We start from the raw sequence: 25648 nt of genomic DNA on the forward strand, positions 1-25648 counted from the left end.
TGCGAAAGAGTTTATGTTTTAAAGTCAGATAATCTTTTTGATCACTCTCAGTTTATGGGTATGCCTTCGGGTATCCACGTTAAAGATCCCGGTGTGGTCGATACGGTCGATACGGACTTTACCGTCTGTGTGGATAATATAATTGTCCTGCATGATAATGCCTGTATGTACGATATTGCCCTCGTCATCGTCAAAAAAGGCAAGGTCTCCGGGCTCCGATTCCTCGATAAAGCTCAGGGGTTCGCCCTGGGTGGCCTGCTGGGCGGCTTCGCGTTTCAGGGGGTAACCGTTCAGTTTGTATACCATTTGTGCCAGTCCTGCCGCATCGATCCCGAAGGGGGTTTTTCCGCCTTGATGGTGAGGGGCGTTGAGAAAGAGGTATGCCGTGGGGATGAGGTTCTGCTTGTTGTCGCCGGTCTGCTGTATCCTGCCGTCAAAACTGTGGGACAGCAGGGGGGCGGTACCTACGTGCGATCCTATGGGAACAGGCATGAGTTGTCCGTTGTGATCGGTAATGAATTCCACCATGTCTGCACATAGTCCCGGCGGTTGTTTGTCCAGGGAGGTATAGACCGCTTCTTCGATAAGCAGGTATTGCTTGTTGTCTATCCATCCTTCATAGTGGTCGTATGCAAGCCGGATCCTGCTCCGGTATTTCTGTTTTTCAAGTACCTTGAAGTGCTCCCCGTACAGTACCTGTGAGCTGAGTTCGGCATGGTCTGAAGGGGTTGACCGCAGGGGAACGACACTGAGATTACAAATTCCGTATTGCATGTATGATAAAATCAGTTTTTAATTTCCGGGGTATATATCCCCCGGGAGTTTCCGGAATACTCCCGGGATGATACTGTTTGTTTACGGCCTTTCCACGATAAGTGCCGAGGCGCCTCCGCCTCCGTTACAGATGGCGGCGGCACCGGTTTTTGCATTGTTCTGTTTCAGCACGTGGATCAGGGTAACCAGTATCCTGGCTCCCGAGCATCCCAGCGGATGTCCCAGTGATACCGCTCCTCCGTTTACATTGACCCGGTCGGCACTCAGCCCGAGTATCTTCATATTGGCGAGGCCTACTACCGAAAAAGCTTCGTTAAACTCGAAATAATCGACCTCTTCCAGTGCTATTCCAGCCTTGTCCAATGCTTTGGGAAGGGCTTTTGCCGGGGCAGTGGTAAACCATTCCGGTTCCTGTGCGGCATCGGCATATCCCCTGACCACCGCAAGGGGAGTAAGCCCGAGTTCCAGGGCCTTGTCCTCACTCATCAGTACCAGGGCGGCAGCCCCGTCGTTGATGGTGGAGGCATTGGCCGCGGTTACGGTACCGTCTTTGGTAAATGCAGGGCGCAGCGAAGGGATCTTTTCCAGGATCACATTTTTGTATTCTTCGTCTTCACGGATGACTACCGGGTCTCCCTTGCGCTGAGGAACTTCTACCGGGATTACTTCGTCGGCAAATTTTCCCTCTTTCCACGCGCCGGCCGATCTTTGGTACGACTGTATGGCAAAGTGGTCCTGGTCTTCCCGCGAGAAACCGTATTCCGCTGCGCAGGCATCGCCGCAGACGCCCATGGCATTGTGGTCGTAAGCATCGGTAAGGCCGTCTTTCTGCATACCGTCTTCCAGGGTGGCCGGGCCGAATTTGACGCCTTTTCTCATGTGTACGTAATGTGGAATGGCGCTCATGTTTTCCATGCCTCCGGCCACGACCACCTGTGCATCGCCCAGAGCTATGGCCTGGGCGGCCTGCATTACGGCTTTCATACCACTGGCGCAGACCTTGTTTACGGTAGTACACGGGGTACTGCTGGGTATACCGGCAAATATGGCTGCCTGTCTTGCGGGGGCCTGGCCGTTGCCAGCCTGCACCACATTGCCCATAAGGACTTCATCGACCAGGGCGGGGTCGAGGTTTATTTTTTCCAGCGCTCCCTTTATGGCCAGGGCCCCCAGTTTTGGGGCCGGGATGCCCGAAAGCCCTCCCAGAAAACTCCCGATAGGGGTCCGTACCGCCGATACGATAACTACTTTTTTTGACATTTTTCGCTATTTTAGTGTTTAGTGTGTATTCGGTTCACTCCGCCCGTCCCTTCGCATATTCCTTTTGCCCCGTATTTTTGTTTTTCCCGGAAACAGCCCGGGGATAGCCTTTGTGGGTTTGCTGACTTTTCCCGCCGGAAAGGTCTACCATGCGAATTTAAAGAAAATCGGGCTATTAGTCCGGTCTTTAAATGCGGTTATTCACCCGTTTCGATGTTTTTCGGACATTTCCGGAGGATTTTTTTTGCCCTCGACCGGTATGCCGCAGTGTGGTGGTGATAGCCCTGTTCCAGGACGGGGCGCAATTGCGGATGTATCCAGGATATCCTGGTACCGAGGAGGTACAGGCAGTGCATGGCATACGCTTTCAGGGCTACCTTTTCATCGGCTATCAGCCAGTCAAAGCACACTTCGGCAAGCGTATTCAGGTGCTGGCGGGTAAGTCGTTTTTTCACAGTGTTCGGTTTGCGGTCAAAGTAACGGTCACACAGCAACTCGCATATTTTCCCGCAGGAACGTTTGGCGCCGTCGGCTTTCAGCGACCGGAGCCCGCCGATAAAAATGTCGATATGGGGGAGTATCCGGTCCGGTTTTTTAATACATACGAATTCCAACACCCATGCGGCTTTTGCAGCATACTGCGGATCGCCGGAAAAACAGGCTGCCAGCAGTTCGGGGAAGAGGGCAGGGGTGGCCAGGACCTCGTCGGAGAGTTTTTTCCGGTTTTCTCTCAGGGCATTGACGCAGGTGAGTTTGTCGTAAATGAGATTGCTCATCGATCTGGTGTTTTGAGGTGTGTAATGGCCCGGGCTACGCCGGTAGTGGCCTTTTCGGGGATTACGATAAGCCCGGGAAAGCTTCTGGTATCGATATTGGGGGCAGGGTCTATAAAGTATACGGGAATCCCCCCGGGGGCATAACCGATAAGCCCGGCTGCGGGATAGACCTGCATGGAGGTGCCTATGACCATGACGATATCTGCCTGCGAAATTTCCGCAATGGCGGCGGGGATCATGGGTACGTCTTCACCGAACCATACGATATGCGGGCGGAGCTGGTGGAGGTGTTCGCAGAAGTCACCGGGCAGGATGTCTTTTCGCCAGTCGTATACCAGGTCCCCGTCAAAGGTACTCCTGGCCTTTAGCAGTTCACCGTGAAGGTGTATGACATGCCGGCTGCCGGCTCTTTCGTGAAGATCATCCACATTCTGTGTGATAATACATACCTGGTATTCCTCCTGTAAGGCTGCCAGGTCGTGATGGGCCCGGTTGGGAGATACTTCGAGCAGCTGTTTTCTTCTCTTGTTGTAGAAGTCCAGGACCAGTGCCGGGTTTTTGCGAAACCCCTCCGGGGAGGCCACTTCCATGACATCGTGGCCTTCCCAGAGCCCGTTGGCATCCCGGAAGGTACTGATCCCGCTTTCGGCACTGATCCCCGCACCGGTGAGGACTACTATTTTATCTGCTTTCGTTTTCATACCTGCGTTATTCTCTCCAGGTTTTAAAATATACCCTGGGATGATAAAATTAAAAAAAAAAGCGACAGTGTTCGAACAGGCGTTCACGTTTAATATGATAGCGATGGGATTCATGTATTTCTGAACCCGTTGTGACTTGTATTGGTTCTTAAAATCATAAGCCGAAATGGATTTGATATTAAAATAATTGGTAAATTTGATAAATAAGTTTCTTATTGCTTGTTCAAGTCTGTCGGGTAGATTAAAAATTTATTTTCTGTGGCTGTCTATGAAAATTTATGGAAACTAAAGTAGTTGTAATACAATTTCGAGGATTTATATCCTCAACTTAAAACAAACATTAAGGAGATGACGGTAGTAATCACTAAAAATAACTCCAAAAACGTGACTAAGATCCTAACTGAAAAGCTAAAAAGGAAGAATAAAAAAGGGAACTTAGCCAACCATTATGGAAAGTTGAAAAGAAAAATTGACGGATTAGAATATCAAATTGCAATAAGAGAAAATGAAGATTGATTTTATTGCAGACACAAATTTTTTGATCTATGTTCATGAAGGGAATAAGATAATCGAACCTTTTTTGGAGTATGATTTTGGTATCTCCTTCGTTTCCGAGGTTGAATTGCTGGGATTTAATGGAATTACAAAATCTGAAGAAGATAAGTTAAAACGACTTATAGGTGATTGTTTTGGCATTGAATGGAACGCGAAGATCAAAGAAGAGACGATTAAAATGAGGAGAGAATACAATATTAAATTGCCTGATGCTATTGTTGCTTCCACTTCTTTGGTTTATGGAGTTCCTTTAGTTACAGCTGACAAAGGTTTTTCTAAAATTAAGGAACTTGACTTGATTCTGATTGAAATCTGATAAACATTCAGAAATACATCATGACAGATCTGGCTTTACTGGAATACCTGGAGGGTTTTTTAACCGAAGCGCGCAGGGCGAAATTCAGGGAAATACTGTCCCGGAGGACAAGGCATTTTACCATAGCCATGCAGGATGTGTTCCAGATGCACAATGCCAGTGCGGTAATACGCAGTTGTGATGTTTTCGGAATACAGGACATACACATCATAGAAGAGCGGTTCAGCAAGCGGCTCGACAAGAATATTGCCATGGGCGCCCAGAAGTGGGTGGATGTGCATACCTAAGTATAGATGATGTGCTGAAGAGGTATTACCGGGAAGATTGAACCCTGGCTATTCGTCTATACGGTTCAATACCTTGTATTCTTCATAGCAATCGTGAATGGCGTCGAGGATCTGCAGGTCGTTGGCGGTACGTATGAAGTCTTTGGAATAATTACAGTTTCTCAGGATCTCGTCGATATCCACTTTTTCGAGCTGCAACAGTTCCGACAGGGTTTCGCGGTCAAATTTTGAGGCCAGCAGGTTTCTTATTTCATCATTTTCCTTTACTTTTCTCAGTTTGCGCATTTCCTTTGCCTTTTTTCCGAAGACATTATGGAGGAAATCGACAGGATTGAATATGGCCCCGAGTACCTTCGAAATGGCTCCCGGATTGGCACTACCCGCCTCATACCCCTTGGGCAGTCCGGAAATGCTGTAGCGGCCTGCCGTATTGATAGGAATATTTTTGGCGTCTATCTCGAGATATCCCGTGAGCCTGTAGGGCCTTACCACGACTTCTTCGAGGGCATAGGCCAGCTCGGTGAGCCCTATCCGGGTGTTGCCGAATTTAAGCATGTCGTTGGTTACCCTGACCTTGATGGATTTAAACCCCAGGAAGGAGAGGTACAGGGTATCGTTGGCGCTGGCAGGAATATCGAAGGTCCCCCTGCCGTCGGTCACCGTACCGATCACCTGGTTGAGGTTCACGACGTGTACGTTGTCCAGCGGGGCATCGGTACTGGTGTTGAATACCACCCCGTGAAGACTTCCGCTTTCCTGTGAAAAACAGTAGACAGTACATAACAAGGTTATAATGAAAGAAATGGTCTTATTCACGGATCAATTAGTTTTTCCCGGGGGGTTCAGGACGGTGTCGTGATCTTTTCACAAGGACCCTGCTTCTCCTGAAAAGCCCTTTTTACCGGGGTTAGTCCCGGGGCTAAAAATACTAAACGAAAATTAAAAAAGAGGATAAACCTTTACTTTTTTAATATACAATTAACAGCCGTGAACCGTCGGTTTTACGGGTTGCGCAATCACCATATAGGGTTCACGGCTGTCTGTATCTGTACGGTCGGGATGCTTTGCGACCCTGCCGGTATTACAGTGTTATAGGGGAAAGGTACGGAATAACCGGTTCCGGTGGCTTACCATTTGCGTTTTTTCCCTTTTTTCCCTTTTTTGCCGAACCCTCCGCGGTCTGAGGAGAAAGATTTTCCCCGGCCTTTGTTTTTGCCGCGGTTTTTGCGTCCTCCGCCACCGGGATTCTGGGAGATCTCGATATTGATAAAACGCCCGTCCATTTTAAAGTCCGTAAAGATCCCCAGTATGGTTTCGGTGTATTCGGCACCGGTATTGAAGAAGGAAAAACTTTCCTTGACATCGACCCTGAAAATATCGTCGCGCCCGAGCTCTTCTACGGTAGCCCTCAAAAAATCCTTGAGGGTCCTCCAGTCGTAGCCGTCGCGTTCGCCTATATTGATAAAATAACGGACACTTCCTTCCTGGGGCAGGTCACCGCCCTGGGCGTTTTCTCTGGAGTTGCTGCTTACGTTGAGGTCTTTGGCCTTCTTGTAGTAATTGAAGAACCTGCCGAATTCTACCGATACCATTTTCTTGATCAGCTCTTCCCTGTCGATATCCCTGAGCACGTCGTTGATGGCCGGGAGGTAGTGGTTTACCTCTTCGTTGATCTCCGTGTTCTTGATCTTGCTGGCCAGGTGGTAGAGCTGAATTTCGCAGATCTCCATACTGCTCGGAATTTTCTTGGCTTCGAACTGTTTCTTGATGATCTTTTCGATGGCCTTGATCTTCCGCAATTCGCTTTTGGCCAGGATAACCATGGAGATCCCCGATTTACCTGCCCGTCCGGTACGCCCGCTGCGGTGATTATAGGTTTCCACCTCATCCGGAAGCTGGTAGTTGATCACATGGGTAATATCGTCTACATCAATTCCCCTTGCGGCAACATCGGTAGCCACCAGCATCTGTATCTGCCGGGTCCGGAAAGACCTCATCACCATATCGCGCTGGTTCTGGCTCAGGTCGCCGTGCAACGCTGCGGCATTATACCCGTCTTCGATCAGTTTTTCCGCCACGTTCTGGGTGTCTCTCTTGGTACGGCAGAAAACTACCGAAAATATGTCCGGGTTGGCGTCGGCCAGGCGTTTCAGGGCCAGGTACCGGTCGCGGCCGTGAACCAGGTAATACTCGTGTTGTACCGTATCGGTCCCCGAATTTTTGGCGCCTACCGTAATCTCTTCGGGATGCGACATGAATTTCTTTGCTATGGCAGCCACTTCCTTCGGCATGGTCGCCGAAAACAGCCATGTGTTTTTTTCGGCAGGGGTATGGGAGAGGATGGAAGAAATATCTTCATAAAATCCCATGTTCAGCATTTCGTCGGCCTCGTCGAGTATGCAGTAATCGATATGGGTGATATCCACCATGCGGCGGTTGATCATATCCTGCATTCGTCCGGGAGTAGCTACGATAATCTGTGCCCCCCGTTTTACTTCCCTGGCCTGTTCGGTGATACTGGCCCCTCCGTATATGGCCACCACGCGGAGCCCTTTGACATATTTGGAATAGTTTTTAAGTTCGTTGGTGATCTGCAGGCATAATTCCCGTGTGGGAGACAGTATGAGTCCCTGCGTGGTCTTGTCTCCGGAATTGATCTTCTGGATCAGCGGAAAGCCGAATGCTGCGGTCTTTCCGGTCCCGGTTTGCGCCAGTGCTACCATATCAGTATCGTCGGCAAGCAGGACTGGAATGGCTTTTTCCTGTACTTCGGAGGGAGTCTCGAATCCCATGTCTTCAATAGCGCTTAAAAGCTCTTCGCCAAGTCCTAATTGTTCAAATCTGTTCATAAATAAAATTAAAATAAGGGGCAAAGGTACTCTTTATTCGCGTTTAATGACTATTTTTTTGGCAATAATTTAACCGCGGCTTTTGAAGTTAAAGGTATTGTTTATGATATAGTTATATGTTTTTCGACAATGATTTTTTTGCTTTTGGCAGGCATGGTCTCCGGCCCGGACCAAAAATATGGGGGAGAGGAACAGATGGACAATTCCTGTTCTATGTGTTAAAAAACACGGGATTATCTCCTGGTATTCCACACCTGGGACGGCTGCGGAGGTGTAAGGATTTGTCTGCCCTTTCGGGTTGGCAGAGTCGGGAGGACGGCCAAAATTTTCGGGAAGGGAGGAATAATCATTACTGCTTTATCGTATATTGCAGCACTTTTTTCGTAAGGGTAAAGGATCGCATTGTTATGAGAGTAATTATACTGTTTTTCTCGTTTGTCACTGTATTGGGAATTTATTTGTCAGATACTGCAGGGTATGCCCAAACCCGTTTTCCGGAAGAACCTTCCGAAAAAGAAAAGACAGGAGAGCAAACCTTCTGGCAGATGTTCAAATACGACGGTGCCAGTATTTTTGGTGGAATGGGGCATGCATATAGCCGTCCTTTTCACTGGAAAGGGGATGACTGGCTGGTTTTCGGTGGTGTCATGGCCGGAACGGGACTGGTATTTCTGGCCGACCGGGAGACCAGTGATTTTTTTATGAGACAGGCCGATGATGTTCCCGGAGTGATCAGGGATTACGGCTGGTATTACGGCAGCCCCCAGAACAATTATATGCTTACGGGAGCTGTTTATCTTACCGGGTTGTTTACCAAAAGTGAGAAATGGAGGCGTACGGGAGTACTGCTGATCTCTTCGGCCAGTACGGCCGGGCTGTTGCAGCAGGTGAGCAAGCTGGCGGTAGGACGGGCAAGGCCCAGAACGGGAAAGTCGAAAGATACTTTTGACCCTTTTCCGGACAATTCCGATTATCATTCCTTCCCTTCGGGGCATGCCATATTATCGTTTACCAATGCTTATGCCCTGGCCAAACTTGTGAACAACCCCTGGGCCAAGGCCGGAATTTATACCGTGGGGCTTATTCCTCCCGTATCCCGGTTATGGGAAGGAGCGCACTGGCTTTCCGACGTGGTGCTCAGCCTGGCGATCAGTGTGGCTACGGTAGAGGCCATAGACCACTACCTGGATTCCAGGTATGATTCGCCCTATGCGCAAAAGAAAAACAGGATCTCCTGGAATTTTAATGTAGGTGCCGGGACCGTAGGTATAGTGGGAACGTTTTAAAGGCGGGTACGGGTAAAGCATAACCGGCGCTGATCTCAGCCTTTCAGGAAATCTATAAGAAGCCTGATGGCCTTTCCCCGGTGCCCGATACGGTTTTTGGTGTCCAGCGTAAGCTGGGCAAAAGTTTCCGTATATCCGTCAGGCAGAAATACAGGGTCATAACCAAAGCCCTGGTCTCCCCGTTTCTTTTCCGTGATCTGCCCTTCTGCGATACCTTCAAAGAGCCTGGTCTCTCCCCTGAGATGAAGGGCGATAACGGTCTTGAACCGGGCACTCCTGTTTTCCTTGTCCTGCAGTTCCGAAAGCAGTTTCTCCATATTGGCTTCGGCATTTTTTGCTGCTCCCGCATAGCGTGCCGAATACACTCCGGGCGCCCCGTTAAGGGCTTCAACTTCGAGCCCGGTATCGTCTGCAAAGCAATCGTATCCATAGTTTTCCCGGATATAATCCGCTTTTTGCACGGCATTTCCGGCGATGGTATCGGCTGTTTCCGGGATGTCTTCTCGGCAGTTGATATCATCGAGGCTCAGCAGGGTGATATCAGGAGGAAGCAGTGACTGTACTTCTTTTAACTTGTTGAGGTTATGGGTGGCAAAAACCAGTTTCATATCGTGTATTTTTTGGTACCTCCGGATTTTTCTAACGATGGTGGTACGGTTCGTTGTTCAGTATGGTAAAGGCGCGGTACAGCTGTTCGGTAAAGAAGAGGCGTACCATCTGGTGTGAAAAGGTCATGGGCGACAGCGATACTTTCCCCCCGGCTTGTGCATAAACAGCATCGGAAAACCCGTAAGGTCCACCGATGGCAAAGACGAGCTGCCTGGTCCCGGCATTCATTTTTTTCTGAAGAAACTCTGAAAAGCCTACGGAGTGGTATGCTTTTCCCTTTTCATCGAGAAGAATGAGCACATCTCCGGGCTGAAGCTTTTTCAGTAACAGATCGCCCTCCCTGGCTTTTTGCTGTGCTTCGCTCATTCTGGCCGAATTCTTAATGTCGGGAATGATCTCGGCGGAGTAGCGGACGTAATGCCCGAGCCGCTTTTCATATTCCTGTACCAGCGATTGCAGTGTCTTGCTGTCTGTTTTTCCTATGGCGAGCAGTCTGATGTTCATAAAGGCAAAGTAAGCAGAGCAGGGGTTACCGTGCAAGGATTTTTTGTTCAAATGCGGGTATTGCCGGCAAATAAAAAATATCGGGGGATATGTTTTTTCACCGGTTTTCAGTTCGTACCTTTGATTCCGGAGCGGAGACCGCCCGGGCCCCTGTCTGGTGCAGGAGATTGTAAGAGGGGTGGAAATTAGTATTTTAGCGCAAACGGAAAAACCGATGATATCAAAAGAACAATTCGAACGCGAGATCGACCTGATCATAGTCAATGCCATACGTGAGGATGTGGGGGACGGCGACCACAGTTCCCTGGCCTGCATACCGGAAACCGCCAGGGGAAAAGCCCGGCTGCTGGTAAAGGATAACGGGATTGTGGCGGGGGTTGATTTTGCACAGCGCGTCTTTAAACATGTGGACCCCGGCCTGGAGATCGATGTACTTATGGAAGACGGCACCAGGGTAAAACCCGGAGATATCGTGTTTTATGTGAAGGGAAGTTCGCAGGCTATCCTGAAGGCAGAGCGATTGGTGCTCAATGCCATGCAGCGTATGAGCGCCATTGCGACCAAGACAGCAAAGTATGTGAAACTGCTTGAGGGTACGGGAGCACAGATCCTGGATACCCGAAAGACCACCCCGGGGATCAGGGCTCTTGAAAAATGGGCGGTAAAGATAGGAGGGGGAGAAAATCACCGGTTCGCCCTGTACGACATGATCATGCTTAAGGACAATCATATCGATTTTGCCGGGGGGATAAGCAGGGCACTTGAAAAGACCAGGAAGTACCTCGAATCCAGGGGGAAAGACCTGAAGATCATCGTGGAGGCCCGGAATATGGATGAAGTGGACGAGATACTGGGCAACGAGGGAGTGTACCGGATCTTGCTGGACAATTTTGATTACAGACAAACCGCGGAAGCCGTAAGGCGTATATCGGGCCGGTGCCAGACCGAATCTTCCGGCGGGATCGATGAAAGTACCATCCGGAAGTATGCCGAATGCGGCGTGGATTATATTTCTTCCGGGGCACTCACACATTCGGTTTACAATATGGATCTCAGCCTGAAAGCTGTCGGGGAACAGGAGGGCGATGTGCACGATGTTATATAATAGTTGCGGATCCCGTAGCCGTGATCTGTAATCAAGACCTGATATGTCTATAGAAATCGAGGAAAAACTGGAAAAAATACCGGTAGTTCGTTCACTGGTTATCTTTTTTAAGAAGATCAAGCTCAAAACATTTGAAGGACTTTCCGTGTACGACCTGCTGGAGATGTATGCCATGGGGATCGTAAAAGGTGCGCTTACCTACAGGGCCAGTGCCATATCCTTCAGTTTCTTTATGGCGATCTTTCCTTTCCTGCTTTTTGTGCTTAACCTTATTCCCTATATTCCTTTTGTATTGCCGGATATGACGGCAGATGATTTCCGGATGGAATTCCTGCACTTTATCGACGGCCTGCTGCCCCCGGAAACGGCCTCTTATTTCAATCCCGTTTTCAGTGATATTGCCGACAAGAAACGGGGAGGGCTGCTCTCTTCTGTCTTCCTGTTGTCTGTTTTCCTGATGACCAACGGGATCAATGCGGTGTTCGGTGGGTTTGAAAATTCCTATCACGTCCGTATTAACCGCAATGTGGTGCGACAGTATTTTGTAGCGCTGGGGGTTGCCGTGATCATGGCCTTGCTTTTGCTCCTGTCTGTAGTGGTCCTGGTGTTCCTGCAAACCGATATCATAGAAAGGCTGAGCAATAAAGGGTATGTGGAAAATGCGGAACAGTGGATTAATGTCATCAAATTCCTTTTCTTTGTCTTTATCACTTACCTGTTTACTTCCATACTGTACTATTACGGTACTATCGAAGGAAAAAACACCCGTTTTTTCTCGCCGGGGGCATTGCTTACTACGGTATTGTTTGTGCTTACCTCTTATTTTTTCGGGGTGTATATAGAGAATTTTTCCCAGTACAACGAGCTCTACGGTTCCATAGGGGCCCTTCTTATCCTGATGCTGTATATATGGCTCAATTCCAATATCCTGCTGCTCGGCTTTGAACTTAATGCCTCCCTTCGCAGCCTGAAACGGAAATTTTGATATCTTTATGGGGGTGGTTGCAGGTTGCAGGCGCCTGTAAAGTTATTTGGCAAATCACGAAATGGATGGAAGTCAGAAGTCGGAATGAACTATAACAAACCAAGAACTATTCAACCCGTAACCCAAATAACCCAATAACTTAATAACCCAATAATTATGAAACAGATAACAGGAATATGCTTTGCAGTACTATGTGTATGCGCGATCTTACCGGTGCGGGCACAGGATGTTTTCGGAAAGTGGAAGACTATCGACGATGAAACGGGGCAGGAAAAATCGATAGTGGAGATCTACGAACAGGACGGAAAAGTATACGGGAAGGTTGTAGAGATACTGAACAAGGATAGGCTGGATGCCCGTTGTGACAAATGCAAGGGGGAGAAAAAAGACAAATCTATTCTTAATATGGTCATCATCGAAGGCCTGGAAAAGGACGGTGACGAGTATTCCGGGGGAATTATCCTGGACCCGAATAAGGGAAAGGAATACAAATGCAGGATATGGGTAGATGAGGAAGATCCCGCAAAACTGAATGTCAGGGGATATGTGGCATTTTTATACCGTACCCAGAACTGGTTCCGGGCAGATTGATTTTTTATAACCCGGTAATCCGATAACCAGGTCCCTTTCTTATCTTTGCTTCATGCAACAGTATTTTGTAGATGCTATTCTGCCCATACCTGTAGAGAAACAGTTTACCTACCGGGTTTCGGAAGAGGAATACCACGCCCTGAAGCCGGGGATGCGGATTGCCGTTCCCTTTGGTAAATCCAGGATATATACGGCGCTGGCCTTTCGCCTGCACCACACCCCTCCGCAGCTATACGAAGCAAAAGATATTCACCAGGTACTGGATGAAACTCCGCTGGTTACCGGCAGGCAGATGGAATTATGGCTCTGGATGGCTTCGTATTATATGTGTACTGCCGGGGAGGTTTTTCGTGCGGCCCTTCCCGGAGCCCTCCTGATAGAAAGTGAGACCATAGTGCTCCGCAATGATGATTTTGAGATGTCTGAAGCGGAGTTGAAGGATGACGAATGGCTGATTTTCGAAGCGCTACAGCACCAGCCCGTCCTGAAAGTAGCTGAAGTAGCCGCCATACTGGACCGGAAAAATACCCTTCCGGTGCTTAAGCGCCTCCTGGAAAAAGGGGTGATCCGTGTGAAGGAAGAAATCCAGGAGCGGTATAAGCCCAAACTGCTGCGTTTTGTACGGATAGCTTCCCGCTATGCCGGTGAAGATGCGCTCCGGGAGTTGCTCGATGCTATGAACAGGGCCCCGAAGCAACGGGAAGTACTGCTGTCGCTTTTCTCTCTTTCCGCGACTACCCGGAAGCCCGTAAAACTGAAAAAACTACAGGAAACCAGCGGGGCCTCTCCCGCCGTAATCAAAAGCCTGCTCGACAAGGATATCCTGGAAGATTATTACCTGCAGACAGACCGGGTGGCATATAGTGGCGGGAATACAGAGGCTTCCGTCACTTTAAACGAATATCAGGACAAGGCATTAAAGGAGATAGAGGAATATTTTAAGGAAAAGGATGTGGCCCTGTTGTACGGGGTAACGTCTTCGGGAAAGACCGAGATCTATGTCAAACTGATAGAAGAAGCGATAGCCCGGGGGCAGCAGGTACTTTACCTCCTGCCTGAAATCGCACTTACCTCCCAGCTTATCGGTCGCCTGCAGCGTTATTTTGGTGATAAGGTGAGCGTGTATCACTCGAAATACTCCAATAATGAGCGTATCGAGGTCTGGTATCACCTGTTGAACGGTTCTTCCCGGGCACAGGTCGTGATCGGGGCCCGGTCGGCCGTGTTTCTTCCGTTTTCCGATCTGGGGCTGATTGTGGTGGATGAAGAACACGAATCCTCTTTTAAACAATACGACCCCGCCCCGAGGTATCACGGAAGGGACGTGGCCATTGTGCTGGGAAAAATGTACGGGGCAAAGGTACTGTTAGGATCGGCTACACCCAGTGTGGAGAGCAGCTATAATGCCAGGACAGGGAAGTACGGCCTTGTGGGGCTGACGCGGAGATACGGGAATGTGATGCTGCCGGAAATGGAACTTGTGGATATCAGGGAGCGAACGAAAAAGAAGCGGATGAAAGGTCATTTTTCCGACCGGCTGATCGAGGAGATAGAAGATGTGCTGTCTGAAGGAGACCAGGTGATTCTTTTTCAGAACAGGAGGGGGTATGCCCCGGTGATGGAGTGCAAGGAGTGCGGGCACACGCCGCAGTGCCCCAATTGCGATGTGAGCCTTACCTACCACCGTACCCGCAAGCAACTGAGGTGCCACTATTGCGGGTATTCCATGGCGTTGCCGAGAAGCTGTGTGGCCTGTGGAAGCCATGCCCTGGATACGAAAGGGCTGGGCACGGAACAGGTGGAAGAGGAGCTGAGAAACCTGTTTCCCGACGCCAGGGTAGGGCGTATGGATTCTGATACCACCCGCGGCAAGTACGGTTATGAGAAGATTATCACCGCTTTTGAACAGGAGGAGATCGATATTCTGGTAGGGACACAGATGATTACCAAGGGGCTGGATTTCAGGAAGGTGAGCCTTGTGGGCATCATGAATGCGGACAGCCTGCTCAACTATCCCGATTTCCGGGCGTTCGAGCGGAGTTTTCAGTTGATCTTACAGGTGGCAGGACGCGCGGGGCGGACGGAAAAAAGGGGGAAAGTGCTCATACAGACCTATAACCCGTATCACCAGATCCTGCAGCAGGCCTCCATGAACAAATACGGGGATATGCTGACCGACCAGCTGAACGACCGGAAACAGTTTTCCTACCCGCCTTTTTTCAGGCTGATCCGGATATCCGTAAGGCACCGGAATTATTCGACAGCAGCAGAGGCGGCAGACTGGTTTGCAAAAAGCGTCAGGAATTCCCTTGTTTCCGGAGGATGGAAAGACGATTGTATTCTCGGTCCGGAATCTCCTGCCATAGGCCGCATAAGGAACCAGTATATCAGGGATATCATGATCAAGATTCCCCGGGGACAGTCACTCAAAACAGTCAAGGAAATACTGTGGCGTATACACGGCAGTTTTTCTGCTATACCGGCATATCGCAGTACCCGGCTGATTTTTGATGTGGATTGTTATTAGAACCGTGCCCTGGTCCTATAAATCCTGCGCCCGGTAATTCTGCGTCTTACATCCTATTTACCAAGTATTTCAGCCAGCCTGGCCTTCCGGTTCCGGCTCAGGGGAAGTTTGGTGCCGCTTACCTCTACTTCCCTGCTGTTGTAGCGGTCTACTTTGTCCAGGTTTATGATAAAGGACTTGTGAATACGCATAAAACGATCCGGGGGGAGTTCCTGCTCAAAGGACTTCATGGTAGAGAGTACGATGATGCCTTCTTCATCGGTAACCAGTTTTACGTAGTCGCCCAATGCTTCGATCCATTTGATCTCATTGAGGAAAACCTTATGTTTCTTGAGGTTGCTCTTTACAAAAATATGATCGTCATCCTCTTTGGCCACGGTTTTCAGCCTGTGTTTTTTGATGGCCCTTTTTACCGCTACATCAAAGCGTTCGGAGGAAACGGGCTTGTGGAGATAATCGGTAACATCGTAGTCAAACGCTCTCAGGGCATATTCTGCCTTGCCCGTAATCAGTATCACCTGCGGAGGATCGTGCAATGACTCAAGAAGGTCAAAGCCGGTGATGATGGGCATTTCGATGTCGAGAAAAATAAGGTCTATTTTCTTCGATTTCAACCCGTTTTTGGCTTCCATGGCATTTCCGTATTCGGCGACGAGTTCCAGGGAAGGAGTATTTTTGATCAGTCTGGCCACGGCCATGCGCTGTATGTTGGAGTCATCTACAATTATACAATTCATCTTCATGATGCTATCTCGTCTTTTCGGTTAAGTTCTTGTTTCCATACGGGAAATCCCTCTGTAAAGGACGGGGTAATATCCAGAATAAGGAATTTTGTTAAATCAGGGCGAAAATAATGGACAATTTTACTGATTTTTTTTGCTTTCACCAATTTTGTGAGAAAAAAAGAACGGGCTTATTTAAAGTTTTTTGGTGTTGGGTTATTGGGTTATTAGGTTATTGGGTTATTGGGTTATTGGGTTATTGGGTTATTGGGTTATTGGGTTAATGCGGGTTGCCTAAATAACTTATTAACTGATTAACTTATTAACCAACCTTCACCCCCTGAAGCAAAAATCAGTACCGCAGATTTGGTTAATAAAACTGAAAAGAGTATTTTTGCAGCCTTAAAAATAAAATAATTATGAATCATTACGAAACTGTTTTCATTCTTAATCCCGTTTTATCTGATACGCAGGTAAAGGAAACAGTAAAGAAGTTCGAGGATTTCTTGGTTTCCAGGGGAGCAGAGTTTGTGTCTAAGGAAGACTGGGGGCTTAAAAAACTGGCTTACCCCATTCAGAACAAAAAGAGCGGATTTTATCACCTGTTCGAGTTTAAAGTAAACGGAGAGGCGATCAATCCTTACGAAGTGGAATTCCGAAGGGATGAGCGGGTTATGCGTTTTCTCACTGTAACGCTGGATAAGCACGCTGTAGCCTGGGCTGAAAAACGAAGGAATAAGTTAAACCAAAAAGCTTAGAAATTATGTCATCTATCGAACAACAGGCCAAAGGAAAAAAAGACGGGGAGATCAGGTACCTTACCCCGCTTAATATAGAGACCACTAAAGCCAAGAAATACTGCCGCTTCAAAAAGTCGGGGATCAAGTATATCGATTACAAGGACCCGGATTTCCTGCTGAAATTTGTGAATGAGCAAGGTAAGATCCTGCCGCGCAGACTTACCGGAACATCATTGAAGTACCAGAGAAAAGTGGCTGTGGCCGTCAAAAGGGCACGTCACCTGGCTTTGATGCCTTATGTAGCTGATTTGTTAAAATAAAAAAGGGCAGACAATGGAATTAATACTGAAGAAAGACGTAGATAATTTAGGGTTTAAAGATGATCTCGTAACTGTTAAAAACGGTTACGGACGCAATTATCTTATTCCCCAGGGATTTGCCGTACTGGCCACTCCGTCGGCCAAAAAAGTACTGGCTGAGAACCTTAAACAAAGGGCATTCAAGGAGCAGAAGATCGTTGAAGACGCCAAAAAAGTGGCAGACGCGCTTTCCAAACTGGAGATCAGGATAGCTGCCAAAACCGGTGCCGGGGATAAACTCTTCGGTTCTGTAAGCAATATCGATCTCACAGAAGCTCTTGAAAAAGAAGGGCAAAGCATCGAACGCAAATACATCAGCATTAACGGCGGAAGCGTAAAGCGTACCGGGAAATACAATGCTGTGATCAGGCTTCACCGGGAGGTGGTAGTAGACTTTCCTTTCGAAGTTGTAGCCGAAGCAAAGTAATTTACAGGTTATCATAATACCGGAAGTCGCCTAAAAGATCCTTTTTAGGCGATTTTCTTTTTTTAGGACTTATCTGATCTAAGTATGAAGTACAGGAGACTTACCAGGGAACAACTGGAAGAACTGCACCGGGAATTTATCAATTTCCTCGCTGCACAGTCGATTACCGCAGAAGAGTGGGACAGGATAAAAAAGGAGCAGCCGGAGACCGCAGAACAGGAAGTAGATGTTTTCAGTGATCTTATCTGGGAGGGGGTACTGCAGAAAGTGGACTACCTCGAGAATATATCGCAACGGCAGATGAACCTCTTCCACCTGACCGGCAAAGAGATGAGACTGATCGGTATCCGGGTGCTGAACCCGGATATAGACCTCACGACACAGGAGGGTTTTGGCTGGTTTAAAAAGCATTTTATGACTGATATGGTGGAGATCATGACCGCCGCCAAAGCATATTCGGAAGACAGGAACCGGGATAAATTTGAGCTGATAGAGAAAGGAGCGGTAATCACTAAGGGAGAACTGTACCGCTGGTTCGACGATATCCTCAGGGACGGGATGTTGTAGACAACTGTGGTATAGGGAACTTATACGTGATATCCTGCCCTGAAATGGCTAAAAATTATGATATTTGTTTTCGGATAACACCCGCGTGACCTGAATGGCCCGGGTATTTCCGATAGTTAGTAAAAACTGTAATCACAAGACCTGTTACATGGCACAGAAACCAGGTATTCCCAAAGGGACACGCGATTTTTCACCGGCAGAGGTCGCCAGAAGAAATTATATCATTGCCGTCATCCGGAAACAGTTTGAGCTTTTCGGGTTTCAGCCGATAGAAACCCCCAGCTTTGAAAACTCTTCCACCCTGATGGGGAAATATGGCGAAGAGGGCGACCGTCTGATCTTTAAGATACTGAACTCAGGAGATTATCTCGGTAAGGTAGACGACAAACTGTACGCGCAGAAAGACAGTCTGCGTATGACCGCGAATATTTCTGAAAAAGCGCTGAGATATGATCTGACAGTGCCTTTTGCACGTTATGTGGTACAGCATCAGAACGAGATAGACTTTCCTTTCAAGCGATACCAGATCCAGCCCGTATGGAGGGCCGACCGGCCGCAGAAAGGAAGGTTCCGCGAATTTTACCAGTGTGATGCCGATGTGGTAGGATCGCAGTCCCTGTGGCAGGAAGTGGAATTCGTACAGCTCTATGATACGGTGTTTACTGCCCTGGGGTTGAAAGGAGTGACCATAAAACTGAACAACCGTAAAATACTTTCGGGAATAGCAGAGGTGATCGGGGCGAAGGACAAGCTGATCGATTTTACCGTGGCCCTGGACAAGCTGGACAAAATAGGGGAAGACGGTGTAAAAAGGGAAATGCGGGAAAAGGGGATTGCCGAAGATGCCATTGCAAGGGTGCAGCCCCTGTTCGGCCTTGAGGGGACTATAGCCGATAAGCTGGAGCAGCTTTCCGGACTGCTCCACACTTCTGAAGAGGGAAAAAGGGGAGTAGAAGAACTGCGTTTTATCTGTGATACCATCGCGGAATACGGACTACAGACTGCGGTGCTTGACCTGGATGTAACCCTGGCCCGTGGCCTGAATTACTATACGGGTGCCATTTTTGAAGTAGCTGCCCCTGCCGGGGTGGCCATGGGGTCTATCGGTGGCGGAGGCCGGTATGACGACCTTACGGGGATCTTCGGGCTGAAAGGTATCAGTGGCGTAGGGATCTCTTTTGGCCTGGATCGTATATATCTCGTTCTGGAGGAACTCAATCTCTTCCCGGAGGCGGTAACCCTGACTTCCAGGGCACTCTTTATCAATTTTGGAGAAGAAGAAGCCCGTTACGGGTTGAGGGCACTGATGGCATTGCGGAAACAGGGGATCAGGGCCGAACTCTATCCTGACAGTGCCAAAATGAAAAAACAGATGCAGTACGCCGATAAGCGGGGTATTCCCTATACCGTACTGACCGGGGAAAACGAGATCAGGGAAGGGCATTATACCCTCAAAAACATGGAGACCGGCGAACAGAAGGCAGTAACCTTGCAGGAACTGGGAGCCATACTGTCCGGAACATAAGGGGAAGAAAAGAGAAATAGCCACGGAACAATTGGAATACTGTTCCTGTGGCTATTTCATTACCCCAAACTTTACTGATCCCGGAAAGCGGGTTAGTAGGAATAATCATAGTTCCGCTTTCCTTTCAAAGTAGTGTCAAATATAGCGGCTTTACAGGATTCCGAAAATCCCTGTTTTTCGGGATTTTTGCAAATGATGAAAATGGTGAGGAGTCGGAAGTGAGGAGTCGGAAGTTGTCATTCAGACCGAAGTGCCTGTCCCGGCTCTTGGTCGGGGGGAAGAATTTCCACCCTGGTCCAAAGGAACCTCAACAACATCACGGAATGCCTGGGGATTTAACTGCGTTGAGCCCTTCGGGGTTCTCCTATCGTCGGAATGACAACTATGAACCAGTTCAGAGTCAAAACTTGCCCACACTACGAACTAAGAACTACGAACTAATAAACTAAATGAAAACCGTAGTGTTGTTTTCTGCCCGGGTGTTCCCCGGATTATGCAGGAATGGAAATTAAAAGTGGAGTATTCCCGACGGCTTTCCTGTCTTTTCTATTTTCCCCACGGCCTTGCCGATATTCTCGGAGAGATTGGTGAGCCCTATGAGGTGTTCTATAATAAGCTGTCCTTCTTCCATTCTGGATTTGAAATTGTCATCGTGCATACCGCCGGATGCCCTTATTTCCTTTTCCCTGATCTCTTTTAATTCCGTAAAGCGCAGGTTGAGCTGTTCCCTGTTTTCGGTGTGTTCTTCATGCCGTTCCGGGTTTTCCGACAGTTGTGTCACGGCCCGGTCGAGATTCTGCACAATAGCTTTGGTGATAGCGTTGAAGGCTTCGGATGCCTTGGTGGTCTTGCGCGATTGTATAAAGGCACCCAGGGAAGCAGCAGAAGACAACAGGGTGTGGTTCAGTACCACAAGCTCGTAAAACTGTCCCAGCTGTTTCTGCCGGGACCTGGGTTCCTGGGCCATTCTCTGGAAGGAGGCCATGAGGTTGCCGATCTCTATAAAAGCCTGTTTCCGGGCGATACGGTAGGAGAGGGGGACCTCTCCTTTACGGTTGTAATACACCGAGATTTCCCCGATATAGTTCCGGGTCGCCCGTATGGAATTTTCCAGAAATCCCGGAAGGCTCCGGAATTCCCAGCTGGGCCACAGGAAATGGTTGGCCGCAAATGCCAGTGCGGTACCGATAAGGGTATCTGTAATGCGGAACAATATAACTTCCCGTATGTCGGGAGTGAGCATACCGTACACGAAAATGACATAGAGGGTAATAAAGGTAGCCCCTATGGAATAATTGCGCTGGGAAAAGGAAAATCCCAGTACCATGCAGGTCATGGCCATAATTCCGAGTACCGTGGAGTTGTGGATCACGGAAATGATGCCGAATGCAATAGCCCCTCCGGCCAGGGTTCCTATGGTACGGTGAAAGGAACGCTGCCGGGTAAGGCCGTATCCGGGACGCATAATGACCACAATGGTAAGCAATATCCAGTAAGTGTTCTGAATGGTCAGCATATTGCCTATGAGGAAACCTGCAAATACGGTAAGTGTAAGCCTCAGGGCATGGCGGAAAATGGTGGAAGAAAAACTGAGGTTCTGCGTTATGGTGATCAGGGAATAATGCTGGGGGGTAAGCAGTTTCTCCAGTTCGCGGTCTTTCCGTTTTACCTCTTGTCTCGGAGGGACCAGGCCGGTAAAGGAGTATTCCACTACCCTGATTTTTTCTACCTGTTGCTCTACATAGTTAAACATATTGACCAATGCCAGTACTTCTTCCGTACCCGGATGGTCTGCCGCATTGGTCTCTTTCCGGAAGCGGTCTATGTTTTTTTTAAACGATTCCAGGTCCTTATAAGGATGTAGCGTAGCGGTATATTTTTTGTTCTTCTCTACGCTTTGCCCGAGATGAAGCAGCAGGCTGGCCAGGTTATAGGCGAGATGCCGGTAGGCATTCAGTACGTAAGGATACCGGTGAAAGGCACGGTGGATTTTTTCGTAATCAAAAGAGGTGGCCATGGCCAGTTCCAGGATCTCTACCAGTTCTATATGCGCGATAAGCAGCCGGCGGTTCTGGTTGGAAGAACCGCCCCTCGTCCTGTTGCGTATGAGGGTCTCCCGGAGTTTTTCGTGAATTTCATTGAGTTCTACCTGCAGGTCCAGCAATTCCCTGGTAATTTTTTTCCTGTTGGCTTTTTCATTCCACATGCACCCCCTCAGTTTGAGATAGCGGGAAGTAAGCAGAATGCACTCTGCCATTTGCAGTTCGGCATAGCGGAGGGGTCTTATATAGTAAAAGATCATGGAGATCCCGAGGTAGAAAAAACCTCCGGACAGCATGAGTAATACATGATCGATCAGCTCCCGTCCCGTATAAGTGTGGGCGAAGGCCAGGGACATGGCCATTAAGCCGGAAAAGGAAACCAGTGTTGCCCGCTGTCCGTATACCGCGATAAGGGACAACAAGAAGATCAGGGCGAGGAAGAGCGGGTAGAAGATCCATCCGCTTACCGTGGCTATGCTGATAACCACTGTGCTTCCGGCAGCGATAACATTGGAAATAAGCATTCCGTTGATACGGTGGCGAAGATTTCCCGGAATATCACTGATAAAGGTAAAAAGCGCCCCCAGGGCTATGGTAAATCCGACCGAAAACATGTCCAGGTACGAAAACAGGACTACCGGGGTGGCGGCAGCCAACGTTACTTTTACGGCCCGGATAAAATCGGTGCTTTCCAGGAATTTCTGCAGCTGAAGGTTCATATTTCGGGTTGCTCACTAAGTGGGGTTTAAACTCCGACGTCTGTGTCAAAAAAATTTTACCGGGAATACCTGCTCCCCGAATTGTTAACCGGATACAAAAGTAAGCATAAGCCCCGGACTAACAGAAAAAAGATGACGGGTTTTATCTGTCCGGCTTCTTTCGGCAATCCCCTTCTGCCCTTGTGGTGGTTCAGGAAATACGGCCTCGCCGGTTCGTCTTTTTGTGTCAGGATATGCACAAATTGTCCTGAATAGGCCGCGATGTCGTAAAATGAGCCGTTTTTACCAGAAAATGAGATAAAGTGTATTATGGTAAACAGAAGGATGAGGTATATTAGTTTTTGATAAAAAATGACGGGGGATTACGACGAAATCTGATTATTTTAAACGTCATATTTTTAATCTTCTAAACGGACAGTACCGGGTTTGCGGAAACTGTAAATTTAGAATATACGGTAAGTGAATAATCAATTTAATTAATATTTAAACACCATGCTAAAAAAAGGAAGTTTGACGAAGCTGTTTTTAATGTCGGTACTTATGACTTTTCAGGTATCACATGCCCAGTGGAAACCCCAGGGAGACAAGATCAGGACCCCGTGGGCAGAAAAAGTGGATCCGGATAATGTATTGCCAGAATACCCCAGGCCTATAATGGAACGTGGCGAATGGAAAAACCTGAACGGGTTGTGGGACTACAGCATCTCAGGAAGAGAGAAGGCACAGCCCGATGCTGCGGAAGGAAAGATACTGGTGCCTTTTGCCGTAGAATCCGCTTTATCCGGGGTTATGAAAGAGGTAGGGAGTGCCAATGTACTCTGGTACAACAGGAGTTTTTCGGTACCTTCGGAATGGAGCGGAAAAAATATCGTACTGCATTTCGGGGCGGTAGACTGGCAGGCCGATGTGTGGGTCAATGATATAAAGGTAACTACGCATACGGGAGGTTTTGAACCTTTTTCCCTGGATATTACCCCTTTCCTGAAGGATGGTGGGGACCAGGAGCTTACGGTAAGGGTATGGGACCCTTCTGATGAGGGGCCGCAACCGAGAGGGAAACAGGTTAAAAAACCGGAAGGGATATGGTATACACCGGTTACCGGGATATGGCAGACCGTATGGCTGGAGCCGGTAGATGAAAAGCATATCACAGATCTGCGGGTAGTGCCGGATATAGATAAGAATTCGGTACGCTTTACAGCGGATATCGCTAATGCCGCTCATGGCGATATTATCGAGGTTACGGTATTTGACGGATCGGAAGAGGTAAAAACAGTTAAAGCTGCTGCCGGCAGTTCGTTCGATATACACCTGGAATCCCCCAAGCTGTGGTCGCCGGAATCTCCTTTTCTCTACAGGACCACGGTTAAACTGAGAAGCAACGGAACGGTGACCGACGAATTCAAAAGCTATTTTGCCATGCGCAAGATATCTACCCGTCGCGATGAGAACGGGGTGGTCAGGATGCAGCTGAACAACAAGGACTATTTTCACTTCGGTCCGCTCGACCAGGGATGGTGGCCTGACGGGCTTTATACGGCCCCTACCGATGAAGCGCTGAAATACGATATTGTACGCACCAAGGAAATGGGGTATAACATGATCCGTAAACACGTAAAGGTAGAACCTGCACGATGGTATACGCATTGTGATGAACTGGGCATCCTGGTATGGCAGGACATGCCGAACGGAGACAAGCAGAAGGAGTGGCAGATGCGGAAGTATTTTGACGGAAAGGAACTGCAACGGACTTCGGAGTCTGAAGCGATCTACCGGAAAGAATGGAAAGGGATCATGGATTACCTGTACTCTTATCCCAGCATAGTGGTATGGGTTCCGTTCAATGAAGCATGGGGGCAGTTCAAGACTGTTGAAATTACCGAATGGACCGTTGATTACGATCCCAGCCGCCTGGTAAATTCGGCCAGCGGGGGAAATCATTTTGACACCGGACATATCCTGGACCTTCACAATTATCCCGGCCCCGATCTTTATCTTTACGATGCCAAACGCGTTACGGTACTCGGAGAGTACGGGGGAATAGGTTTGCCATTGAAAGGACATTTGTGGGAAAACAAGAACAATTGGGGCTATGTACAGTTTAAAAACTCCAAAGAAGTTACCGATGAATACGAAAAGTATGCCGAAAAACTCAAAAAACTGATCGTACGCGGTTTCTCTGCGGCAGTATATACCCAGACCACGGATGTAGAGGGAGAGGTAAACGGGCTGATGACCTACGACAGGAAAAAGGACAAAATGGACCTTAAACGTATTCAAAAGATAAACCGGGAGGTGATCGATATGATACACCAGAAGTAAGCACCGTTTCGGATAAGCAAACAGGGCATCCCCGGCAATGTATTGCCGGGGATGTTTTTTTGAGGTGCTGTCATCCTGCTAATACAGTTTTTTACCGGCCTGTTGTTTCCAGTATTCGAATGGTGCCGAGGCATTTGTTTCCCGGCAATGGATAAAGGGAATTTTTCGTTTGTGATCTTCCAGGCTGATCTCCCTGTAAATAAAGTCGTCATCAAATCCGGCATCTGCTGCGGTAAACCGTGTTGCGGCATACAATACCCGTTCCGGTCGCGCCCAGTAAATGGCGCCCAGGCACATGGGGCAGGGTTCGCAGGAGGTATAAAGCGTACATCCTTCGAGCTGATAGGCCCCGAGGTTCTTACAGGCATCCCGTATGGCCACGACTTCGGCATGGGCTGTGGGGTCGTTGTCGGAAGTTACGCGGTTGTATCCCTTTCCTACGACCTGTCCGTCCTTAACGATAATACATCCGAAGGGACCTCCCGCCTTTTCTTCAACACCTTCAAGCGCCAGGTTCATAGCCTGTTTTAAATAAGCAATATCCTTTTCGGTAACCATAATTATCGGTTTGCGGGAAAAATCTCCCTTTTTTATATATGCTGGTCTTTTTCCAAAGGTACTAAAACAACATGAATCCGGTTTCGGTTCAGGAGGAGATATGAAGCAGTATGGTTATATTTTCAAAAAAAGGTATTTTCGTATACATGAATTAATATACCATGCACGAAAACATGATAATGTATATCGCCTATTTTTTCTTTATGCTGCTCGGACTGGGATTGTCGGCCTGGCCCTTTTTCAGCAGGAGGAAATGGCGTTTTCCGGTCAGAATATTCTTTTTCCTGCTTATTTCGGGGCATTTGCTGTTGTTGTTCATCCTGCTCCTTTCTTACCGGGAAGAAGCATCCCGTGACCCCCAGGGTAACCTGGGGCAGGCATTGATATGGATTTACGGACTGATAGGCCATGCGTGTCTGGCAGGAATGGCTGCCCTCGTGCGGGTAGTAGCATTCCTGCTGGGACTGAAGGGGAAGTGAGGGACTGTCGCATTACGGATGTCACAAAAAATGCGGAGAACGTAAAAACAGTAACCGGAATTT

Annotated in this window: 25 protein-coding genes and 1 pseudogene; 15 read left to right on the plus strand and 11 right to left on the minus strand. The window is 48.4% G+C overall.

From position 1 onward, the window contains the following. Positions 1-24 precede the first annotated feature (24 nt). The 4 genes from DN748_RS16475 to DN748_RS16490 form a co-directional block, all read right to left on the minus strand. Complete coding sequence (locus DN748_RS16475; protein ID WP_112372930.1) at positions 25-774, minus strand: C40 family peptidase; 750 nt, start codon at positions 772-774, stop codon at positions 25-27. Between the two features lie 81 nt (positions 775-855). After that, complete coding sequence (locus tag DN748_RS16480) at positions 856-2034, minus strand: acetyl-CoA C-acyltransferase (RefSeq protein WP_112372931.1); 1179 nt, start codon at positions 2032-2034, stop codon at positions 856-858. 197 nt (positions 2035-2231) lie between these two features. Continuing rightward, positions 2232-2810 carry an adenylosuccinate lyase gene (locus DN748_RS16485; protein WP_112372932.1) on the minus strand — a complete coding sequence of 193 codons (579 nt, stop codon included), beginning with the start codon at positions 2808-2810 and terminating at the stop codon, positions 2232-2234. Then, a complete protein-coding gene (locus DN748_RS16490) occupies positions 2807-3511 on the minus strand; it encodes an SIR2 family NAD-dependent protein deacylase (RefSeq protein WP_112372970.1) in 705 nt (234 codons plus the stop codon). Before DN748_RS16490 ends, DN748_RS16485 begins: the two co-directional genes overlap by 4 nt. Positions 3512-3859: 348 nt before the next feature. Between DN748_RS16490 and DN748_RS19145 the strand changes: the two genes are divergently transcribed. From DN748_RS19145 to DN748_RS16500, 3 genes and pseudogenes are all read left to right on the plus strand, one after another. Beyond that, positions 3860-4027, plus strand: coding sequence for a hypothetical protein (locus tag DN748_RS19145; RefSeq protein ID WP_161554590.1), 168 nt, complete (start codon positions 3860-3862; stop codon positions 4025-4027). Further along, entirely contained in the window at positions 4017-4382 is a 366-nt protein-coding gene (locus DN748_RS16495; RefSeq protein ID WP_112372933.1) for a type II toxin-antitoxin system VapC family toxin, read from the plus strand. The genes DN748_RS19145 and DN748_RS16495 overlap by 11 nt, the downstream gene beginning before the upstream one ends. 20 nt (positions 4383-4402) lie before the next feature. Next, positions 4403-4663 (plus strand): annotated as a pseudogene (locus tag DN748_RS16500) (TrmH family RNA methyltransferase); the annotation flags it as partial. Positions 4664-4717: 54 nt separating this feature from the next. Here the strand turns inward: DN748_RS16500 and DN748_RS16505 are convergent. Next, the gene (locus DN748_RS16505; protein WP_112372935.1) at positions 4718-5485 is read right to left on the minus strand and encodes a carboxypeptidase-like regulatory domain-containing protein; all 768 of its coding nucleotides are present in this window, start codon (positions 5483-5485) and stop codon (positions 4718-4720) included. Between the two features lie 311 nt (positions 5486-5796). After that, the gene (locus DN748_RS16510; RefSeq protein ID WP_112372971.1) at positions 5797-7518 is read right to left on the minus strand and encodes a DEAD/DEAH box helicase; all 1722 of its coding nucleotides are present in this window, start codon (positions 7516-7518) and stop codon (positions 5797-5799) included. A 407-nt stretch (positions 7519-7925) separates the two neighbouring features. On the opposite strand from DN748_RS16510, the gene DN748_RS16515 reads away from it, so the two are divergent. Continuing rightward, the gene (locus tag DN748_RS16515; RefSeq protein WP_112372972.1) at positions 7926-8804 is read left to right on the plus strand and encodes a phosphatase PAP2 family protein; all 879 of its coding nucleotides are present in this window, start codon (positions 7926-7928) and stop codon (positions 8802-8804) included. 35 nt (positions 8805-8839) lie between these two features. Here the strand turns inward: DN748_RS16515 and DN748_RS16520 are convergent, their stop codons facing one another. Both DN748_RS16520 and rlmH read right to left on the minus strand, forming a co-directional pair. Further along, positions 8840-9412 carry a non-canonical purine NTP diphosphatase gene (locus DN748_RS16520; protein WP_112372936.1) on the minus strand — a complete coding sequence of 191 codons (573 nt, stop codon included), beginning with the start codon at positions 9410-9412 and terminating at the stop codon, positions 8840-8842. A gap of 31 nt (positions 9413-9443) precedes the next feature. Next, positions 9444-9917, minus strand: a complete 474-nt coding sequence (rlmH, locus tag DN748_RS16525) for a 23S rRNA (pseudouridine(1915)-N(3))-methyltransferase RlmH (protein ID WP_112372973.1) — start codon at positions 9915-9917, stop codon at positions 9444-9446. 214 nt (positions 9918-10131) lie between these two features. Between rlmH and nadC the strand changes: the two genes are divergently transcribed. The 4 genes from nadC (at position 10132) to priA (ending at position 15125) form a co-directional block, all read left to right on the plus strand. Next, a complete protein-coding gene (gene nadC / locus DN748_RS16530) occupies positions 10132-11022 on the plus strand; it encodes a carboxylating nicotinate-nucleotide diphosphorylase (protein ID WP_112372937.1) in 891 nt (296 codons plus the stop codon). Positions 11023-11065: 43 nt separating this feature from the next. Continuing rightward, positions 11066-12007 (plus strand): YihY/virulence factor BrkB family protein, encoded by a 942-nt coding sequence (locus DN748_RS16535; RefSeq protein ID WP_112372938.1) that lies wholly within the window; start codon positions 11066-11068, stop codon positions 12005-12007. 156 nt (positions 12008-12163) lie between these two features. Further along, positions 12164-12598: a DUF2147 domain-containing protein gene (locus DN748_RS16540; protein WP_112372939.1), complete on the plus strand. Its 435-nt coding sequence runs from the start codon at positions 12164-12166 to the stop codon at positions 12596-12598. Between the two features lie 52 nt (positions 12599-12650). Beyond that, the gene (gene priA / locus DN748_RS16545) at positions 12651-15125 is read left to right on the plus strand and encodes a replication restart helicase PriA (protein ID WP_112372940.1); all 2475 of its coding nucleotides are present in this window, start codon (positions 12651-12653) and stop codon (positions 15123-15125) included. A 53-nt stretch (positions 15126-15178) separates the two neighbouring features. Here the strand turns inward: priA and DN748_RS16550 are convergent, their stop codons facing one another. Beyond that, complete coding sequence (locus DN748_RS16550) at positions 15179-15868, minus strand: LytR/AlgR family response regulator transcription factor (RefSeq protein ID WP_112372941.1); 690 nt, start codon at positions 15866-15868, stop codon at positions 15179-15181. A 398-nt stretch (positions 15869-16266) separates the two neighbouring features. On the opposite strand from DN748_RS16550, the gene rpsF reads away from it, so the two are divergent. From rpsF to hisS, 5 genes are all read left to right on the plus strand, one after another. Continuing rightward, the gene (rpsF, locus tag DN748_RS16555; RefSeq protein WP_112372942.1) at positions 16267-16605 is read left to right on the plus strand and encodes a 30S ribosomal protein S6; all 339 of its coding nucleotides are present in this window, start codon (positions 16267-16269) and stop codon (positions 16603-16605) included. 2 nt (positions 16606-16607) lie between these two features. Continuing rightward, the gene (gene rpsR / locus DN748_RS16560) at positions 16608-16907 is read left to right on the plus strand and encodes a 30S ribosomal protein S18 (protein ID WP_201741509.1); all 300 of its coding nucleotides are present in this window, start codon (positions 16608-16610) and stop codon (positions 16905-16907) included. Positions 16908-16920: 13 nt separating this feature from the next. After that, positions 16921-17373 carry a 50S ribosomal protein L9 gene (gene rplI / locus DN748_RS16565; RefSeq protein ID WP_112372944.1) on the plus strand — a complete coding sequence of 151 codons (453 nt, stop codon included), beginning with the start codon at positions 16921-16923 and terminating at the stop codon, positions 17371-17373. Between the two features lie 84 nt (positions 17374-17457). Further along, the gene (locus DN748_RS16570) at positions 17458-17940 is read left to right on the plus strand and encodes a DUF6495 family protein (RefSeq protein ID WP_112372945.1); all 483 of its coding nucleotides are present in this window, start codon (positions 17458-17460) and stop codon (positions 17938-17940) included. Positions 17941-18088: 148 nt separating this feature from the next. After that, positions 18089-19465: a histidine--tRNA ligase gene (gene hisS, locus DN748_RS16575; protein ID WP_112372946.1), complete on the plus strand. Its 1377-nt coding sequence runs from the start codon at positions 18089-18091 to the stop codon at positions 19463-19465. Positions 19466-19973: 508 nt separating this feature from the next. Here hisS and DN748_RS16580 read toward each other — a convergent pair. After that, the gene (locus DN748_RS16580; protein ID WP_112372947.1) at positions 19974-22226 is read right to left on the minus strand and encodes an FUSC family protein; all 2253 of its coding nucleotides are present in this window, start codon (positions 22224-22226) and stop codon (positions 19974-19976) included. A 540-nt stretch (positions 22227-22766) separates the two neighbouring features. On the opposite strand from DN748_RS16580, the gene DN748_RS16590 reads away from it, so the two are divergent. Next, positions 22767-24548 carry a glycoside hydrolase family 2 protein gene (locus tag DN748_RS16590; protein ID WP_236636907.1) on the plus strand — a complete coding sequence of 594 codons (1782 nt, stop codon included), beginning with the start codon at positions 22767-22769 and terminating at the stop codon, positions 24546-24548. A gap of 78 nt (positions 24549-24626) precedes the next feature. Here DN748_RS16590 and DN748_RS16595 read toward each other — a convergent pair whose 3' ends face one another. Further along, positions 24627-25106 carry a nucleoside deaminase gene (locus DN748_RS16595; RefSeq protein WP_112372950.1) on the minus strand — a complete coding sequence of 160 codons (480 nt, stop codon included), beginning with the start codon at positions 25104-25106 and terminating at the stop codon, positions 24627-24629. Positions 25107-25279: 173 nt separating this feature from the next. On the opposite strand from DN748_RS16595, the gene DN748_RS16600 reads away from it, so the two are divergent. Then, positions 25280-25585: a hypothetical protein gene (locus tag DN748_RS16600; RefSeq protein WP_161554591.1), complete on the plus strand. Its 306-nt coding sequence runs from the start codon at positions 25280-25282 to the stop codon at positions 25583-25585. The last annotated feature ends 63 nt before the right edge of the window (positions 25586-25648 follow it).

Source organism: Sinomicrobium soli (genome assembly GCF_003285545.1).
Lineage (GTDB): Bacteria > Bacteroidota > Bacteroidia > Flavobacteriales > Flavobacteriaceae > Sinomicrobium.